The organism is Bradyrhizobium sp. BR 1432 (assembly GCF_051547705.1).
GTDB classification, from domain to species: Bacteria; Pseudomonadota; Alphaproteobacteria; order Rhizobiales; family Xanthobacteraceae; genus Bradyrhizobium; species Bradyrhizobium zhanjiangense.
This window is the reverse complement of the sequence record NZ_JBPUGF010000003.1, coordinates 3,147,951-3,164,751: the sequence shown is the minus strand read 5'-3', so window position 1 is coordinate 3,164,751 and position 16,801 is coordinate 3,147,951. Positions and strand designations below refer to the sequence as shown.

Here is a 16,801-nt window from a genome sequence, read left to right as displayed (position 1 = left end):
GCACGCAATGCTGATGTGCTGCGGCTCGGTTGTATCGACTGCAAAATCGGCTAAAACCGCCGCGGTCGTTTTCCGGATTTCAAGGACATAGCGGAATGAACATTCTTCCCGGCAATTTGCGTTTCGGAGCGGGCCAGCCCGTCAAGCGTTTGGAAGATCAGCGGCTGCTTACCGGGAAGGGGCAATTCATCGACGACAAGCCGGAGGACGGCGCGCTGTGGTTGCATGTGCTGCGCTCGCCGCATGCGCACGCGAAGATCGTCTCGATCGACACCAGCGCCGCGGCTGAGATGCCGGGCGTCACTGCGGTCTATATCGGCGCGGACCTCGTCAAGGACGACATCGGTGGCATTCCGACGCTCAACATCTTCAAGCGTCCCGACGGCAAGCCGATGACGGTGCCGCCGCGACGCCTGCTGGCCCATGAAATCGTGCGCTACGCCGGCGAAGCGGTCGCCGCAGTGGTGGCCGCCTCGCGCGCTGAGGCGCAGAGCGCGGCCGAAGCGATCGTGGTCGAATATGACGTGCAGCCGGCGGTGGTCGATCCGGTCGAGGCGGTAAAACCCGGCGCGCCCGTGGTGTGGCCGGAGGCGCCCGATAACATCGTCGGCGCGATGGCTTACGGCGATGCGGCCAAGGTGGACGAGGCGTTTGCCAAGGCCGCGCATACCGTCGAGCTCGATCTCGTCAGCCAGCGCCTCGTTCCTTCCGCGATGGAGCCGCGCTCGACCATTGCCGAGATCGACAAGAAGACCGGCCGCTGCTGCTGCACGTGCAGTCGCAAACGCCGGCCTCGACCCGCGACGTGCTGGCGGAAGCCGTGCTGAAGCGTCCCAAGGACAGCGTGCGCGTGCTGGTCGGTGACATCGGTGGCGGCTTTGGCCAGAAGACCAACCTCTATCCCGAAGATGGCCTCGTCGCCTATGCCGCGACTAAGCTGAACCGGAAGATCCGCTGGCGCGGCGATCGTACCGACGAGTTCGTCGGCGGCACCCATGGCCGCGACCTCACCTCCACCGCCTCCTTCGCGCTGGACGAGAAGGGCAAGGTGCTGGCCTATCGCGTCAAGTCGATCGGCTGCACCGGCGCCTATTCCTCGGGTGCGGCCAACATCATCCCGCTGGTGCTCGGGCCGTTCGTGCAGACCGGTGTCTACGATCTGCCGCTGGTGCATTTCGAGGTGCAGTCGGTGATGACGCACACCGCGCCGGTCGGCGCCTATCGCGGCGCGGGGCGGCCCGAAGCCGTCTTCATCGTCGAGCGCCTGTTCGACGCGGCTGCGCGCAAGATCGGCATGGATCCGCGCGCGATCCGCAAAGCCAACTACATCAAGCCGGCGCAGCTGCCCTACACGAACGCGGCGGGCCAGGTTTACAATTCCGGCGCCTTCGCGCATATGCTCGATCGCGCCGTGAAGCTCGCCGACTGGGACGGCTTTGCTGCGCGCAAGAAGGCGGCGAAGAAGAAGGGCCTGCTCTACGGCCGCGGTCTCACCTCCTATATCGAATGGACGGGCGGGCGTGCGCATACCGAGAAGGTCAGCCTGCACGCGACCTCGCAGGGCCGCGTCGTCCTGCATTCCGGCACCATGGCGATGGGGCAGGGGCTGCAGACCACCTACACCCAGATGATCTCGGATACGCTCGGCATTGCCATGGACAAGATCGACGTCGTGCAGGGCGACACCGATCTCGCCATGGGCTTTGGCAGCGTTGGCTCGCGCTCGCTGTTCGTCGGCGGCACGGCCGTTGCGGTCTCCTCCAACGACCTGATCGAGAAGGCGCGCGAGAAAGCGGCGAACGTGTTGGAGACCTCGGTCGAGGACATCGAATATCAGGGCGGCATGCTCACCGTGGTCGGCACCGACCGCCGCATCAGCCTGTTCGATCTCGCCGAGAAGGAGAGCAGCGCCAAGCTCAGCGTCGATTCCGAGGGTGAGGTGGATGGTCCGAGCTGGCCCAACGGCACGCATATCTGCGAGGTCGAGATCGATCCCGAGACCGGCGTCTCGCGCGTCGTGCGCTACACCACCGTCGACGACGTCGGCATCGCCGTCAACCCGATGCTGGTGACGGGCCAGATTCACGGCGGCGTTGCGCAAGGTATCGGTCAGGCGCTGTATGAGGGCGTGTCCTATGACGCCGACGGCCAGCTCCTCACCGCGAGCTATCAGGACTACTGCATCCCGCGCGCCGACGACGTGCCGCCGATCGTGGTGACGCTGGACGATTCCGCGCCCTGCCGCACCAATCCGCTCGGCGCCAAGGGCTGCGGCGAATCCGGCGCCATCGGCGGCCCGCCCTGCGTCACCAATGGCGTGATGGACGCGCTGGCCGAGCTCGGCATCACTCAGCTGAATACGCCGCTGACGCCGCAGAAGATCTGGCAGGCAATCCGGGACGCGAAGGCGGGTTAGGAGTTCTCCGTCGCTGCCCCAAACTCAGCTCGTCGTCCCGGCCTAGTGCGCAATTGCGCACGGGGGGCCGGGACCCATAATCACCGAGTTAAATTTGGCGAATGCTGGTGGTTATCAGCTTCGCACCACAGCTTCTCCCCGGAGTATGGGTCTCGGCCCCCGTGCGCAATTGCGCACTAGGCCGGGACGACAGCGGAGGGTGTTGCGACAGCCGGGGTTAAATCCCCAGCATCATCTTCGCGATGATGTCGCGCTGGATCTCGGAGGTGCCGCCGAAGATCGTATAGGCGCGGCCGTTGAGATATTCCGGCAGCACCGTCAGCATCTCCTCCGGGATCGCCGGCTCGTGGTTGAGCTTGTAGAGCGGGCGCATCGGCTCGACGGCGAGCGCGTCGTGGCCGATCACGTCGGCCCCGAGCCGCGTCACGGCTTGGCGGATTTCGCTGTTGCGCAGCTTCAGGATCGACGACACCGCGCCGGGATTTTGCCCGGTCTGCAGCGCCGAGAGCACGCGCAGCTCGGTCATCTCCAGCGCATCGATGTCGACCTCGACCTCCGAGATGCGCGTCGCGATATCGGGGCTGTCGATCGCGCGCCCCGTCAGGTCGGACTCGGCGAGATCAGCGATCGCCTTCAGGCCCTCGCGCAGTTTTGCTGAGGCGATGCCGGAGCCGCGCTCGAACTCGAGCAGATATTTGCCGTAGGTCCAGCCTTTGCCTTCCTCGCCGACGCGGTTGGCGACGGGCACGCGCACGTCGTCGAAGAACACCTGGTTGACCTCGTGGTCACCGCCGATGGTCAGGATCGGGCGCGTGGTGATGCCCGGCGTCTTCATGTCGATCAGGATGAAGCTGATGCCGTCCTGCTGCCGCGGCCCGTCGCTGGTGCGCACCAGCGCGAACATGCGGTTGGCGTGATGCGCATGCGTGGTCCAGATTTTCGTACCGTTGATGATGTAATCGTCGCCGTCGCGCACCGCGCGCGTTTTCAGCGACGAGAGATCGGAACCGGAGCCCGGCTCGGAATAACCCTGGCACCAATAGTCATCGCCGGAGAGAATCCGCGGCAGATAGAAATTCTTCTGCTCGGGGCTGCCGAAGCCGATGATGACGGGCCCGACCATCTTCACGCCCATCACGTTGACGTTGGGCACGCCGGCGCGCGCGCATTCGGTCTCGAAAATCCAGCGCTGCGCCGGTGTCCAGTCCGGTCCGCCATATTCGACTGGCCAGCCAGGCGCGCCCCAACCCTGCTTGTGCAGCGCACGCTGCCAGGCCATGCCGATGTCGGGATCGGAGAACACCGACGGCGTCAGCGCCGTCGCGCGCTTCATCTCCTCGGTGAGGTTCTTCGCGATGAAGCCGCGCACTTCGTCCTGGAAGGCGCGCTCCTCAGTGTTGAAGGACAGGTCCATGATGCGCTCCTAGTTTCAGGCCGAGACGGCGGTGCGGCTCAGCTCGGCGTGGCGGGCATAGTGGTGTGCGCTGCCGCCGAACAGCGTGTCGAAGGCGACGAGCCGCTTGAAGTAGGCGCCGACCTCGAGCTCCTCTGTGACGCCCATGCCGCCGTGGAGCTGGATCGACTGCTCGCCGACGAAGCGCGCACACCTGCCGATCTTCGCCTTCGCACCCGAGGCGGCTCGCGCGCGCTCGACCGGCGGGCTATCCGCCTTGAGCGCGGCGCGCAGCGCCATCGAACGGGATTCGTCGACCTGCATCGCCATGTCGGCAAGGCGGTGGCGGATCACCTGGTTGGCCGAGAGCGGACGGCCGAACTGTTTTCGTATCTTGGTGTATTCCAGCGTGGTGTCGAGCAGCGTCTGCATGATGCCGACGGCTTCCGCACCTAACGCGGCCATGGCGCGATCGACCGCCCATTCGATCGCGGGTAGCGCGTCGTGGCCGTCGCCGAGCAGAGCGTCTTCGGGTAGATGCACGTCGCACAGCTCGATGTTGCAGGCGCGTCCGCCGCCAAGGCGCTGATAGTCGCTGATCGCAATGCTCGGCGTCGTCGCCGGCACCAGGAACAGGCCGATCCGTCCCGAAGGTCCCCGATGATCGTGAACATGCGCGGAGACGATGATCTCGTCCGCAGCATGGCCGTCGAGGACGGCGATCTTGCTGCCGGAAAGGCGCCAGCCGTGCGCCGTTTTGTCCGCGACCATCGCGACCTTGGCGAGATCGAACCGTGCCGCACGCTCGGAATGCGCCAATGCGAGCTTCAGTGATCCGTCCGCTACCTTGGGCAGGCTCGCTTGCTTCTGCTCCGTAGTGCCGCATCTAGCGATCAGCGCGGCTCCCAGCACCACGGTTGCGACATAGGGCTCCGACACCAGCCCGCGGCCAAAAGCTTCCATCAGGATGCCGACATCGACCGCGCCGCCGCCGAGCCCGCCAAATTCCTCCGCGATCGGCAGTGCCAGCCAGCCGAGCTCGGCGAACTGTTTCCATACCAAAGGGCTAAAGCCGAGCGGATCGCTCGCCATCTTGCGGCGATGATCGGCATCGTAGCTTTCGGCCACGAACCGTTCCGCGCTCTCGCGCAGCAGGCGCTGCTCGTCACTGAGATTGAGGTCCATGGGGGGCTACTCCGCCACTGGCGGCTTGCGCACGGAGGGATGCAGGCCGGAGGGATCGACGATCATGCCGAACTCCTGGAGATTGTGGGCGTGGCAGAGCTGATGCAGCGCAAAGGCCTGGTCGATCGCGGCGGGCTGGCCCATCACGTCCACCGAGCGGTTCACCGCCTCCTTGGTCAGCTTCAGCGCAAAGGACGGTTTTGTCGCGATCCGCCGCGCTAGCGCCAGCACACTTGATGACAGCTCCGCGCGCGGCACGACCTGGTTGACCATACCGAGCTGATGCGCCTCCTGCGCGCTCCAGCTGTCGGCAGTGAACAGGAACTCCTTGGCCTTGCGTGGGCCGAGCTCCCAGGGATGCACGAACCATTCGACGCCGCAGACGCCCATGGTGACGACGGGGTCGCAGAACTGCGCATCGTCGCTGGCGACGATGAGGTCGCAGGCCCAGGCCAGCATCAGCCCACCGGCGATGCACTTGCCGTGCACCTCGGCAATGGTCGGTTTTGCCAGATTGCGCCAGCGCCGGGTGATCTGGAGATAAATTTCCTGCTCGCGCGCGAAGCGGCCATGGGCATTGGGCTCGGCAAAACCGCCCCAATTTCCAATCGGCGGAAAATCGACGCCCGCGGCATTCTTAGACCCGGGACGTAGGTCATGCCCGGACGAAAAGTGCGGACCGTTGCCGGCGAGGATGATGACCTTGACCGCATCGTCCTGCACCGCCGCATCGAAGGCGGCGTTGAGGTCGTAGGTCATTTGCAGGTTTTGCGCGTTGCGCGCCTCGGGCCGGTTCATCACGATCCGGGCAATCGCCGGCTCCGGCCGCTCCACGAGGATGGTCTCGAACGAGCTCATCGCTTTCCCCTGGCGTTTCCGTTCTTGTTTTGCCCGAGTTGACTATGTGGGCGAGGGATAGGCAAGAGGCTTGCGTCAGTCGGCTGCTTTTCTCACGCGCTCAATCTGGTAGTTTGCACCAGATTCCACCGGGAGAAATTTGATGCGCAAGATCCTCACCGTGCTGGCGGCGCTGGCCTCGCTGAGCCTGACCAATTGCGGCTACAACGCGATCCAGAGCGAGGATCAGCAGATCAAGGCCAATTGGTCCGAAGTCGTGAACCAGTATCAGCGCCGCGCCGATCTCGTGCCCAATCTGGTCAATTCGGTGAAGGGTTTTGCCCAGCAGGAGAAGGACGTGCTGCTCGGCGTCACCAATGCCCGCGCCAAGGTCGGCAGCATCCAGGCAACGCCGGAGGTGCTGAACGATCCCGCCGCCTTCCAGAAATTCCAGGCCGCCCAAAGCGAGCTCACCAGCGCGCTGTCGCGGCTCCTCGTCGTCACCGAGAACTATCCGCAGCTCAAATCGGATGCCCTGTTCAAGGACCTGATGTCGCAGCTCGAAGGCACCGAGAACCGCATCACGGTGGCGCGAAACCGCTACATCAAGGCAGTGCAGGAGTACAACGTCACCGTCCGATCGTTCCCGACGAACCTCACCGCGATGGCGTTCGGCTACAAGGAGAAGCCGAACTTCTCGGTCGAGAACGAGAAGGAAATCTCGACCGCGCCGAAGGTGGACTTCAACCCGGCGCCGTCGAAGTAAGCGCGCGTCGTTTCGCAAATGCCCTTAGCCCCACCCACCGCCGTCATTCCCCGCGAAGGCGGGGAGATCCAGTACGTCGCAGCTTCACCGTAGTCCTCTGGCGTCTCTGGAATACTGGATCGCCCGGTCAAGCCGGGCGACGACAGCGAGGTTTTGGCGCGCCCATTCTGCCTTCTTACAGCGCGGCGTTCTCCTGCTCATGCTGTGTCTCGCCTTCGCGCTCCCAGCCTCTGCCGACGTCGCCGTGCCGGAGCTCACCGGCCGCGTGGTCGATCAGACCGGCACGCTATCCGGCGGCGACATCGCCGCGCTGTCGCAAAAGCTGCGTGACTTCGAGAACCGCAAGGGCAGCCAGGTCGCCGTCTTGATCGTGCCGACGACACAACCGGAGACGATCGAGCAGTTCTCGATCCGCGTTGCCGACGCCTGGAAGATCGGGCGCAGGAAGGTCGATGACGGCGCGATCCTCATCGTCGCCAAGAACGACCGGCATTTGCGCATCGAGGTCGGCTATGGGCTCGAAGGCGCGCTCACCGACGTCACGTCGCGGCGGATCATCGATGAAGTCATCACACCGAAATTCAGGGCGGGCGATTTCAGCGGCGGCATCGCCGATGGTGTCGATCGGATGATCCGCGTCATCGACGGTGAGCCGCTGCCGGTTCCCTCGCCGACCGTCAGCTTCGGCCATCTGGACGACCTCGCGCCGGTCTTCATCGTGACGCTGTTCGCCTCGATCGGGATCGGCGGGTTCTTCCGGGCCATGCTGGGGCGGCTGCTTGGATCATTGGCGACCGGTGGCATCATCGCGGCGCTGACCTGGCTCATTCTCGGCTCTCTTGCGCTTGCGATCGGCCTCGGCGTTCTCGGCTTCATCATCGGATTCATCGCCGATCTGTTTTCGGCGATGGGGCCAAGCACGCGATCCTCGCGCGGCGGTTCGTGGTCGAGCGGCTCATCGGGAGGCGGCGGCTGGAGCAGCGGCTCATCGAGCAGCAGCGACAGCGGCAGCTTCAGTGGCGGCGGGGGCAGTTTTGGCGGCGGCGGCGCCTCGGGGAGCTGGTAGGTCATGAGCATGAAGCGCATTGCCAGACACCTCGTGCAGCATCATTGGCGGGCAAAGCAGATTTTCCCGCAAGCCGTGCTCGACCGCATCGAGCAGGCGATCAAGCGGGGCGAAGCCACCCATTCCGGCCAGGTCCGCTTCGTGGTCGAAGGCGCGCTCGACGGCCGCCCGCTGTTCCGCAACCAGCCGGCGCGGGCGCGAGCGCTCGATGTGTTCTCGCATCTGCGCATCTGGGACACCGCGCACAACAACGGCGTCCTCATCTATCTTCTACTCGCCGACCGCGACGTCGAGATCGTGGCCGACCGCGGCATCGACGCGAAGGTTGGCGCGGAAGGCTGGGAAAAGATCTGCCGGGCGATGGAGGCGGAGTTCAGGTCAGGCCAGTTCGAACGCGGCGTGATCGCCGGCATCGAGGCCGTGTCGCGCGAGCTGGCGCGGCATTTCCCGCCGCAAGGCCCGCATTCGAACGAGCTGCCGGATGCGCCGGTGGTGATGTGACTGTGATGTGACGAGGTAGGCGCCGCGCACTCCGTCATTGCGAGCGCAGCGAAGCAATCCAGAGTTTGCCCGCGGAAGATTTTGGATTGCTTCGCTGCGCTCGCAATGACAATTGGAGACAGCGCGGCCGGCTCTCTCGCCATCGCCCTCGCGCAACGGCGAAGCCGTTATCGCTGGAGGCGCGAGCGCAGCGAGCTTCGAAGGGCGTCGGCCGGCCGTTGCGCGGCCGTTCATCTTGCCTCGATTACAATTTGTTGCATGCCGCCACGCCGGTTCCACTTTCCCGGCCAAATTCGGCCTCGGACGAGTTCCTAAAATTTCGGTAAGCGGGTCCTAAGGTAAGGATTTCGCAAGCAATGAAAGTTACCAAAAGGTCAACTTAGACTGGAGTATTTGAGCCGTGAGCGAACCAATGCCCGAGCAGGCCGCCCTCGATCATGGCGCCGTCGAAGCTGCAGCGACCGCGCCGCAGGCCGTCGAGGCTGCCGGGATCGAGGCCCCCTCGATCGCCCCCGACCACGAGGCACCGCCCAAGCCTGACCCGGTCAAGGTCGAGCCGCCAAAGATCGAGGCACCAAGGATCGAGGTGCCGAAGTTCGAAGTCAAGGCTGAGTCCAAGGCTGAACCCAAGGTCGAGCCGAGTCCCGGCAAGCTGATCGTGATGGCGCCCTCGGAGCGCTCCTGGGACCGCGAGGATTTTGCTCCCCACGTCAAGGCGGAGGAACCGCGCGAGACCGGCGGCAAGCGCCGCCTGTCGGCGATGGCCGCGGTGGTGGCGATTGCCGCTTGCGTCGGCGCGATCAGCGGCGCGCTCGCGACCGCCGGCATGATGCACTTTGCCGCCCCGGCCCCGGCGCCGGTTCAGGTCGCCGATACCAGCGCGCTGGATGCTTCCGTCGCGCGGATCGATGCCGACCTCGTCGCGCTCAAGGCCAATGTCGAGCACAGCTCGAAAACCGGCGTCAGCCAGCTCAACCGGGCCAACGACCGTCTCGACAAGCTCGAGAAGGCGCAGGCCGAGCCGATGGCCAAGATCGCCAAGCTCTCGGAGATGGTCGACAAGCTCCGCGCCGCGCCGCCGGCCCCTGCGCCGGCCGCAGCCGCCGCGCCCGCCAAGGAGACCACCGGCTCGATCGCACCGACCCAGGTCGCGACCGCCGCGGCCGCCCCGGCTCCGACGCCCGCCGCGCCCAAGACCGAGGTCGGCCGCCTGCCGACGATCGAAGGTTGGAGGCTGCGCAACGCCGCCAATGGCGGTGCGCTGATCGAGGGCCGCGACGGCCTCTACGAAGTCTATCCCGGCGATCCCATCCCCGGCGTCGGCCGCGTCGATGCGATCCGCCGCCAGGACGGCCGCTGGGTGGTCGTCACCAGCAAGGGCCTGATCGTCGCGCGCTGAGCGTCCGATATTCGACTTTCGAAGAGGCGCTTCACCACCATGTGAAGCGCCTTTTTGCTTGAATAGGCATCCCCGCGCGGTGTTACTGGAGGCATGAGCCGCGCGTTGCGAATTCTCGTTGCTGTCGCTGCATTGTTGGGCGGCGTCGTTTCACTTTCGGCGGCGGAGAACGCGCAACTGGCGCGCGGCACCGCGATCACCGATCCCGATCTGTTGCGCTGGCTCGATCAGAGCGACGCGCTCACGATCGCGCGTCTGCTATGGCCCGAGCGGAACGCGGACGTTCCGCTCACGACCGACCTGCTGTTCTCGTCGCTACTGCAGCTCAAAGCGATTCCGCCGGCGATCGATGCGGAATTCGACCGCTACATCTCTCGGTACAAGGCGACATATCCGGGCGAGACGATTGGCGTCGGCGAGGGTTTTGAAGTGCAATTGTTCGATCTCGCCAATCTGAAATCCCGCGACACGCGTTTCGTCCTCGCCGGCATCGTCAACCGCATGGACCGCGCCTATGTCTCGGACGAGGCCTGCGGCGAGATCCGCTTGATCTACCGTCTCGCGCGTTTCGAGAGCAGGCCGGACGGCGGCAAGACCGCAACGCGCCTGCCGATGACGCTCAATCTGGTGATGAAGGCGCGCGATGCGCGCCAGACGAACGGGAATCCCATCAGCTGCGCCGAGATCGCGCGGCGCTGGCTCGACAATGGCGACTGGCAAGATTTGATCGGCAGTCGCTTCTCCCCTCACGATGCCATGCTCGATCGTATCGAGACCAACATCCAGGTCTCCGTCGCGCCGAAATCGGCGCTGCATGATTTCCGCTCCGACTATCTGCTCAAGGTGTTCAAGTACGACGCTGCCACCAAGCAGTTCGAGGAATCGACGCTGGAGAACCAGATCGACCGCGACCGGATCCTTGCCGACGACGCGTTGCGGCGCGACTTCAAGGCCTGGCTGCTCGCGCCCGAAAATCTGCGCGAGTTCGATCGCGGCACGGTGCTGATCCCCGAGAAATTCCTGGCGATGGCTGCGGTGGTGCCGACACCCGCCGGGCTCGATGCCTCCGTCTTGCAGCCGGAATTCGGCATGATGCAGGGAGAAGGAAAAGCGGAGGGCAGGGACGATCCCGTTTTCAGCGATGACGACGTGGTCGGTGCCTTGAAGCAGGCTGCCGCGCGCGGCATCGATCTGCAGAACGTCCGCTCGGTCGCGGGCTTTCAGCGCCGCCTCAACGACGTCACCTGCGCCGGCTGCCACCAGACCCGCGGCATCGGCGGCTTCCATTTCCCGGGCGTGGATTGGCTTGCGGACCAGCCGTCCAATTCCACCATCGTGCCGGCCTCGCCGCATTTCTTCGGCGACCAGGTTCGCCGCCGCGACATACTGGCCGCATTCGCCGCGGGCAAGCGCCCTGATTTCTCACGCGGATTTGCCAGCCGGCCACAGACCCGCGGCAGCCGCGAGCTCGCTGGCACCGAATATCAGGACGGCTGGGGCGCGCATTGTTCCCTGCAAACTGCGGGATCGGGAACGGCGGACAAGAGTTTTACGTCATGGAGCTGTGCTAAAGGTCTCACCTGTCAGGCTGCCGCGGCCTCGCGCCGCATCGGCATGTGCTTCATCAAGACGCGTTAGCGCGTGATCCGAAAAAGTGTGTAGCGGTTCTTCGAAAAGATCACGCGCAAGATAAAGCAACCAAGCGATTTGGATGACCCATGACGGATACGAGCGAGGCGAACAAGGAGCGCAATCGCGAGATCGCGCGCAATGAGGAAGCCAAGCAGGTCACCGGCAGCATCCGCGTCAGCACCTGGGCGGTCGCTGTTGCCGTCATCGTCGGCGGAATCCTGTTCACGCTCGGCTGGCTGGCGTTGCGGTAGCTGCGCAAGCTCTTTCGATTGAAAGCACGGAGCAAGCCGCGGGTTCACCTCGCCCCGCTTGCGGGTAGAGGTCGGATTGCATCGAAGGTGCAATCCGGGTGAGGGGTACAGGCCTCTCGGCGATCTCATGTGTGGAGAGAGGCCCCTCACCCCAACCCTCTCCCCGTAAGAACGGGGAGAGGGAGAAGAACGAAGCCCTCACTTCGCGTAATTCGTCATCCGTTTTCCGGGCAGCAGCTCATAGGCCGGCTTCCAGCCGGGCAGGGCGGCCATGCGGCCGAGCCAGGCGTGGATGGCGGGATGGCTCGTGGCGAATTCGAAGCCGTGCTCGTCGCTCGGATAGTGCAGATAGGCCATCATCGAGATATCGGCGACCGTCGGCCTTGCGCCGATCGCGAATTCATTGTGTTGGAGGTGTTCGTCGAGGATGCCGAGGAAATCCTCGAGCCGCCGGCGAAAATGCTTCAGCACCTGCGGATCGTTTTTCTCGGTGAAGGCGCGCATGAAACGGTAGGTCGCCATGTAGCCGGTAAGCTTGTGGTTGTCCCAGAACAGCCAGCGCAACAGCTCGAACTTTTCCTCGTCGGTCTCGGCGCCGAAACGCCCGTACTGATCGGCAAGCTTGAGCAGGAGAGGCGCCGTTTGCGTCATCTTGACGCCGTCGATTTCGAGCACGGGGATCTCGCCCATCTCGTTGACGGCCTTGCGCCATTCCGCCGTGCGCGTGACGCCGCCGCCGAAATCGGTCCAGACCGGCTCGAATTTCTCGCCGCAAAGCGTGAGCATCAGCGCCAGCTTGTAGCTGTTGCCGGATTCCGGGAAGTAGTGCAGGCGATAGCTGGGCACGGGGACCTCACGACGACGAATGTGGTCGTGAAATTATATCGGGATAGTACGGCATCGTCATTGCGAGCGTAGCGAAGCAATCCAGCAATGCATCCGCGGATACAGTCTGGATTGCTTCGTCGCAAGGGCTCCTCGCAATGACGGTGTTCGGAGCGAGCGACTCGACCCTACCCCACCGCCCCCGACCCGCGCAGCTGCCTGATCGCCGCCTCGTCGTATCCCGCGCCGCGCAAAATCTCGTCACTGTGCTCGCCGACTGCAGGCGGCTTGCGCGGCTGGACCTTCCTGGCGCCATCGATCCAGATCGGGCTGTTGATGGTGAGCATGGTGTCGTTCTCGAACGGCACCAGCACCTCGTTGTCGAGCATCTGCTTGTCGTTCGGGATGTCGTCGAGAATGGCGACGACGCCGAACACGAGGCCATTGCCGTCGAGGATCTTGCGCCATTCGGCGAGATCCCTGGTCGCGAAAGTGTCGTCCAGAATCTTGATCAGCTCGACCGAGCGGGCGTGGCGGTCGGCCTTGGTGACGAAGCGGGGATCGTCGATCAGATCCTCGCGCCCGAGGCAGCGCGCCAGCGTCGGCCACTGCCGCTCCTCGTTGAGTAGGGACAGGATCAGCCAGCGGCCGTCCTTGCACTGGTAGTGATTGGCGACCGCGTTCAACGCGCGCTCGCGCGGGCGCCGCTCGCCGAACTTGGAGCCGCAGAGTTTTGCCTGCGCCAGCACGCTCGCGGCCCACACCCCGTTCGCCATCAGGTTGGAGGCGACATGCGAGCCCTTGCCGGTCTTCTCGCGTTGATAGAGCGCGGTGACGATGGCGCCGTAGAACGCCATCGCGCAGGGATGGTCGCCCATGCCGGCGACCGAGCGGGCGGGTGTCGTGTGGGTATCGGCGCGGACGAGGTCCATCAGGCCGGAGCGCGCCCAATAGGCGTTGCTGTCGAAGCCGGGCTTGTTGGCCTCTTCGCCCTTCTCGCCATAGCCGGTGAAGGAGGCGTAGATCAGCCGGTCATTGAGATGGGCGAGATGGTCATAGGTGATGCCGAGCTTGGCGCGCACCGGCGGCGGCATGTTGGTGATGAAGACGTCGGCCTCCGCCACCAGCTTGTAGAGCACGGCCTGCGCTTCCGGCTTGGAGAGGTCGAGCGCGATGCTCTTCTTGTTGCGGGCCTCCAGCAGCCAGGCGAAATTGTGCTCGCCGGTCGGATAGCCCGGAAGATTCGGCAGATTGCGGTAAGGATCCCCGGTGCCGGGCGGCTCGATCTTGACGACGTCGGCGCCGAAATCCGACAGCACCGTCGCGGCCGCGGGCGCTGCAATGAAGCTCGCGCAGTCCAGAACCTTCAGCCCCGCAAAAATGCCCTTTTCCATCGCGGCGTTGCTCCCTCGCTCTTGTCGTTTCCCGCGCGCTGGAATTGGCGCGGGCGCCTCGTGGGAGCATTAGACCGATGTTTCCGCGGGATGCAACGGCGCCTGGCGCAGGGCCTCACTCCTCCCCCGCAAGCAACGCAGCATTGCCACCGGCTGCCGCGGTGTTGATAGTCACGGTCTGCTCGGTGGCAAAGCGCGCGAGGTAGTGCGGGCCGCCGGCCTTGGGGCCAGTCCCGGACAGGCCGTTGCCGCCGAACGGCTGCACGCCGACCACGGCGCCGATCATGTTGCGGTTGACGTAGATGTTGCCGACCTGGACGCGATCGATGATCGCCTCAATGGTGTCGTCGATGCGGGAGTGGACGCCTAGTGTGAGTCCGTAGCCGGTGCGCTCGATCGCTTGCAGGACACGTTCGAGGGTCTCGGGCCGATAACGGACGACGTGGAGGATCGGGCCAAACACCTCCTCGGTGAGCTGGCCGGCGTCCTTGAGCTCGAAGATGTGCGGCGCGACGAAGCAGCCCTCCGGTGCGTGGCCTGCAAAGTGCAGCCGCGCTTCCGTCTTCATCCGCGCGATGTGGGCATCGAGACGCTGCTTGGCCTCGCGATCAATCACCGGCCCGACGTGGGTTGCGACGTCGCTGGGATCGCCGATCTTCAACTCGCGCGCCGCGCCTGCGATCATCTCGATCATGCGGTCGGCGACGTCCTCCTGCACGAACAGCAGCCGCAGCGCCGAGCAGCGCTGGCCGGCGGAACGGAACGCGGAGGTCACGACGTCGTCGGCGACCTGTTCCGGCAGCGCGGTCGCGTCCGCAATCATGGCGTTGATGCCGCCGGTCTCCGCGATCAGCGGCACGATCGGCCCATCTTTGGCGGCAAGCGCGCGGTTGATGGCGCGCGCCACCTCGGTCGAGCCGGTGAAGACGATGCCGGCGATATCAGCATGCGCGGTCAGCACGGCGCCAATACGGCCGTCGCCGGTGACGAGATGCAGCGCGCTGTTGGGGATACCGGCCTCGTGCAGCAGGGCCACGGCCTCGCGCGCGATGTGCGGGGTCTGTTCGGCAGGTTTGGCCACAACGCTGTTGCCGGCCATCAGCGCCGCGGTGACCTGGCCGAGGAAGATCGCGAGCGGAAAATTCCACGGCGAGATCGCGACGAAGACGCCGCGGCCGCGCATGGCGAGCGCATTGCTCTCGCCGGTCGGGCCCGGCATGGCGGCATCAACTCCGAACAGCTTGCGGCCCTGCGCGGCATAATAGCGGCAGAAATCGGCTGCCTCGCGCAACTCGGACAGCGCGTCGTCCAACGTCTTGCCGCCCTCGGCTTGCAGCAGCGTGATGAAATGGGCGCTGCGGCTCTCCAGCAGATGCGCGGCCTGCTCCAGCGCCGCCGCGCGCGCAGCTGCCGGCGTCCGGCTCCAGGCGCCAAAGCCGGCGCGCGCCGCAGTCACCGCTGCGTTGGCCCGATCCGGCGTCGCATCGGCGTTGGGCTTGAGATCGGCCGCCTCGGCCTTAACGTCGGCCAGCAGCCGGTCGAGTGCGGCACGCTCACCGAATTCGACGCCGCGCGAATTGCGGCGCTCCGGCGCGAAGAGATCGCGGGGGAGCGGAATCTTGGGATGGGCCGCCTGTTGCGGACGTTCGATGGCATCGGCCGGACGCTGCAACAGCGCCGGGACCGGCACGCGATAATCGGCCGCCTGGGCCACGAAGGAGGAGTTTGCCCCATTCTCCAGCAGCCGCCGCACCAGATAGGCGAGCAGATCGCGGTGGCTGCCGACCGGTGCATAGGTGCGGTAGGCGATCTCGGGGTGATCCTTGGCAAGCTGCTCGTAGAGCGCTTCGCCCATGCCATGCAGGCGCTGGAATTCGAAGCCGCCGCTCTTCCCGGCAAGCTCCAGCACGGTCGCGACGGTCAGCGCGTTGTGGGTGGCGAATTGCGGGAAGATGCGCGGCCGCAAGCCGAGCAGTTTTGACGCGCAGGCGATGTAGTTCAGGTCCGTCATCGCCTTGCGCGTGAACACGGGATAGCCGTCGAGCCCGCGCTCCTGCGCGCGCTTGATCTCGGTGTCCCAATAGGCGCCCTTGACCAGCCGCACCATCAGCTTGCGGTCATGCGCGCGGGCCAGCGCCTCGACATAGTCGATCACCGCACTCGCGCGCTTCTGATAGGCCTGGATCGCCAGGCCAAATCCGTCCCAGCCGGCAAGCGAGGGATCGGCGAGCGTTGCCGCGATCACGTCGAGCGACAGCTCCAGCCGGTCGGCTTCCTCGGCATCGACGGTGAAGTTGAGATCATGGGCCTTCGCGCGTTGCGCCAGATCGAGCAGCAGCGGCACCAGTTCGCGCATCACCCGTTCGCGGCTGATCGCCTCGAAGCGCGGATGAAGTGCCGAGAGTTTGACCGAGATGCCGGGCCGGTCGGGGAGGGGATGGCTGCCGGCAGTCTTGCCGATGGTTTCGATCGCGCTCGCATAGGCGTCGAAATAGCGCTTGGCGTCCGCCGCCGTGCGCGCGGCTTCGCCGAGCATGTCGAAGGAATAGCGCGGCTTCTGGCCGGAGCGCGGCTGGCCGCGCTCCAAGGCCTGCTCGATGGTCTCACCCAGGACGAAATGATTGCCCATCAGCCGCATCGCTTGGCGCGTGGCGGTGCGCACGGCAGGCGCCCCCAGCCGCTTCACCAGCCGGCCGATGGTGCCATCAGGCGTCTCGCCGGGTTGGATCACCCGCGCCGAGATGCCGAGCGCCCAGGCCGAGGCATTGACCAGGAAGGCGGTGGATTTGGTCTCGTGATGGATGAAGTCGCCCTCGCCGAGCTTGTCCTCGATGAACTGGTCGGCGGTGCGTGCGTCGGGCACGCGCAGCAGCGCCTCGGCCAGCACCATCAGCGCGAGCCCCTCCTTGGTCGAGAGCGCGAACTCCCGCAGCATGTCCTCGACCCCGCCGAGCCGGTCGTCGCGCTTGCGAATTGCCTCGATCAGCCGCGTCGCGGTGCGGTCGATCCGCGCCTCCTGCGGCGGGGACAGATGCGAGGCCGGCAACAGGCGCGCAGCGATGTCACTATCATCGGGCGCGTAAGGGGCGGAGAAGGGCGGCGGAATGTTCGGCATGGCGTGTCCTGTGGCTGAAAT

At 65.4% G+C, this 16,801-nt stretch carries 13 protein-coding genes and 1 pseudogene; 8 read left to right on the top strand and 6 right to left on the bottom strand.

Features of this window, described 5'->3' with window-relative positions; all coding sequences use genetic code 11:
* Positions 1 to 95 precede the first annotated feature (95 nt).
* Together ACSKB8_RS15040 and ACSKB8_RS15035 are read left to right on the top strand one after the other, a co-directional pair.
* Positions 96 to 1,267, top strand: a pseudogene (locus ACSKB8_RS15040) (xanthine dehydrogenase family protein molybdopterin-binding subunit); the annotation flags it as partial.
* A 27-nt stretch (positions 1,268 to 1,294) separates the two neighbouring features.
* On the top strand, positions 1,295 to 2,416 hold the full coding sequence (locus tag ACSKB8_RS15035; protein WP_438110537.1) for a xanthine dehydrogenase family protein molybdopterin-binding subunit: 1,122 nt from the start codon (positions 1,295 to 1,297) through the stop codon (positions 2,414 to 2,416).
* Between the two features lie 217 nt (positions 2,417 to 2,633).
* Here ACSKB8_RS15035 and ACSKB8_RS15030 read toward each other — a convergent pair whose 3' ends face one another.
* From ACSKB8_RS15030 to ACSKB8_RS15020, 3 genes are read right to left on the bottom strand one after another with little or no spacing between them, the layout of a single operon-like run.
* Positions 2,634 to 3,830, bottom strand: a complete 1,197-nt coding sequence (locus ACSKB8_RS15030) for an acyl-CoA dehydrogenase family protein (RefSeq protein ID WP_438104931.1) — start codon at positions 3,828 to 3,830, stop codon at positions 2,634 to 2,636.
* A gap of 15 nt (positions 3,831 to 3,845) precedes the next feature.
* Complete coding sequence (locus tag ACSKB8_RS15025; RefSeq protein WP_438104929.1) at positions 3,846 to 4,994, bottom strand: acyl-CoA dehydrogenase family protein; 1,149 nt, start codon at positions 4,992 to 4,994, stop codon at positions 3,846 to 3,848.
* A 6-nt stretch (positions 4,995 to 5,000) separates the two neighbouring features.
* A complete protein-coding gene (locus ACSKB8_RS15020; protein WP_438104927.1) occupies positions 5,001 to 5,852 on the bottom strand; it encodes an enoyl-CoA hydratase in 852 nt (283 codons plus the stop codon).
* Between the two features lie 142 nt (positions 5,853 to 5,994).
* Between ACSKB8_RS15020 and ACSKB8_RS15015 the strand changes: the two genes are divergently transcribed.
* The 6 genes from ACSKB8_RS15015 (at position 5,995) to ACSKB8_RS14990 (ending at position 11,446) form a co-directional block, all read left to right on the top strand.
* Positions 5,995 to 6,597, top strand: coding sequence for a LemA family protein (locus ACSKB8_RS15015; RefSeq protein ID WP_091881097.1), 603 nt, complete (start codon positions 5,995 to 5,997; stop codon positions 6,595 to 6,597).
* Positions 6,598 to 6,796: 199 nt separating this feature from the next.
* Positions 6,797 to 7,663, top strand: coding sequence for a TPM domain-containing protein (locus ACSKB8_RS15010; protein WP_438104925.1), 867 nt, complete (start codon positions 6,797 to 6,799; stop codon positions 7,661 to 7,663).
* Between the two features lie 3 nt (positions 7,664 to 7,666).
* Positions 7,667 to 8,164 carry a TPM domain-containing protein gene (locus ACSKB8_RS15005; RefSeq protein ID WP_438104924.1) on the top strand — a complete coding sequence of 166 codons (498 nt, stop codon included), beginning with the start codon at positions 7,667 to 7,669 and terminating at the stop codon, positions 8,162 to 8,164.
* 412 nt (positions 8,165 to 8,576) lie between these two features.
* On the top strand, positions 8,577 to 9,563 hold the full coding sequence (locus ACSKB8_RS15000; protein WP_438110535.1) for a hypothetical protein: 987 nt from the start codon (positions 8,577 to 8,579) through the stop codon (positions 9,561 to 9,563).
* A 93-nt stretch (positions 9,564 to 9,656) separates the two neighbouring features.
* On the top strand, positions 9,657 to 11,201 hold the full coding sequence (locus ACSKB8_RS14995) for a hypothetical protein (protein ID WP_438104922.1): 1,545 nt from the start codon (positions 9,657 to 9,659) through the stop codon (positions 11,199 to 11,201).
* A gap of 80 nt (positions 11,202 to 11,281) precedes the next feature.
* Positions 11,282 to 11,446: a hypothetical protein gene (locus ACSKB8_RS14990; RefSeq protein ID WP_438104921.1), complete on the top strand. Its 165-nt coding sequence runs from the start codon at positions 11,282 to 11,284 to the stop codon at positions 11,444 to 11,446.
* A 198-nt stretch (positions 11,447 to 11,644) separates the two neighbouring features.
* On the opposite strand, the gene ACSKB8_RS14985 is transcribed toward ACSKB8_RS14990, so the two are convergent.
* From ACSKB8_RS14985 to putA, 3 genes are all read right to left on the bottom strand, one after another.
* Positions 11,645 to 12,292, bottom strand: coding sequence for a glutathione S-transferase family protein (locus tag ACSKB8_RS14985; protein ID WP_438104920.1), 648 nt, complete (start codon positions 12,290 to 12,292; stop codon positions 11,645 to 11,647).
* A 167-nt stretch (positions 12,293 to 12,459) separates the two neighbouring features.
* On the bottom strand, positions 12,460 to 13,665 hold the full coding sequence (locus ACSKB8_RS14980) for a CaiB/BaiF CoA transferase family protein (protein ID WP_438104918.1): 1,206 nt from the start codon (positions 13,663 to 13,665) through the stop codon (positions 12,460 to 12,462).
* Between the two features lie 115 nt (positions 13,666 to 13,780).
* Positions 13,781 to 16,780 carry a bifunctional proline dehydrogenase/L-glutamate gamma-semialdehyde dehydrogenase PutA gene (gene putA, locus ACSKB8_RS14975; RefSeq protein WP_438104916.1) on the bottom strand — a complete coding sequence of 1,000 codons (3,000 nt, stop codon included), beginning with the start codon at positions 16,778 to 16,780 and terminating at the stop codon, positions 13,781 to 13,783.
* Between the last annotated feature and the right edge of the window lie 21 nt (positions 16,781 to 16,801).

Excerpts from the sequence above, each read along its gene's own strand:
- ACSKB8_RS15010 (WP_438104925.1), top strand. The coding sequence starts at position 6,797 with ATGCTGTGTCTCGCCTTCGCGCTCCCAGCCTCTGCCGACGTCGCCGTG.
- ACSKB8_RS14990 (WP_438104921.1), top strand. The coding sequence starts at position 11,282 with ATGACGGATACGAGCGAGGCGAACAAGGAGCGCAATCGCGAGATCGCG.
- ACSKB8_RS15015 (WP_091881097.1), top strand. The coding sequence starts at position 5,995 with ATGCGCAAGATCCTCACCGTGCTGGCGGCGCTGGCCTCGCTGAGCCTG.
- ACSKB8_RS14995 (WP_438104922.1), top strand. The coding sequence starts at position 9,657 with ATGAGCCGCGCGTTGCGAATTCTCGTTGCTGTCGCTGCATTGTTGGGC.
- ACSKB8_RS15000 (WP_438110535.1), top strand. The coding sequence starts at position 8,577 with ATGCCCGAGCAGGCCGCCCTCGATCATGGCGCCGTCGAAGCTGCAGCG.
- ACSKB8_RS15020 (WP_438104927.1), bottom strand. The coding sequence starts at position 5,852 with ATGAGCTCGTTCGAGACCATCCTCGTGGAGCGGCCGGAGCCGGCGATT.
- ACSKB8_RS15025 (WP_438104929.1), bottom strand. The coding sequence starts at position 4,994 with ATGGACCTCAATCTCAGTGACGAGCAGCGCCTGCTGCGCGAGAGCGCG.
- ACSKB8_RS14980 (WP_438104918.1), bottom strand. The coding sequence starts at position 13,665 with ATGGAAAAGGGCATTTTTGCGGGGCTGAAGGTTCTGGACTGCGCGAGC.
- ACSKB8_RS15035 (WP_438110537.1), top strand. The coding sequence starts at position 1,295 with ATGGATCCGCGCGCGATCCGCAAAGCCAACTACATCAAGCCGGCGCAG.
- ACSKB8_RS15005 (WP_438104924.1), top strand. The coding sequence starts at position 7,667 with ATGAGCATGAAGCGCATTGCCAGACACCTCGTGCAGCATCATTGGCGG.
- ACSKB8_RS15030 (WP_438104931.1), bottom strand. The coding sequence starts at position 3,830 with ATGGACCTGTCCTTCAACACTGAGGAGCGCGCCTTCCAGGACGAAGTG.
- putA (WP_438104916.1), bottom strand. The coding sequence starts at position 16,780 with ATGCCGAACATTCCGCCGCCCTTCTCCGCCCCTTACGCGCCCGATGAT.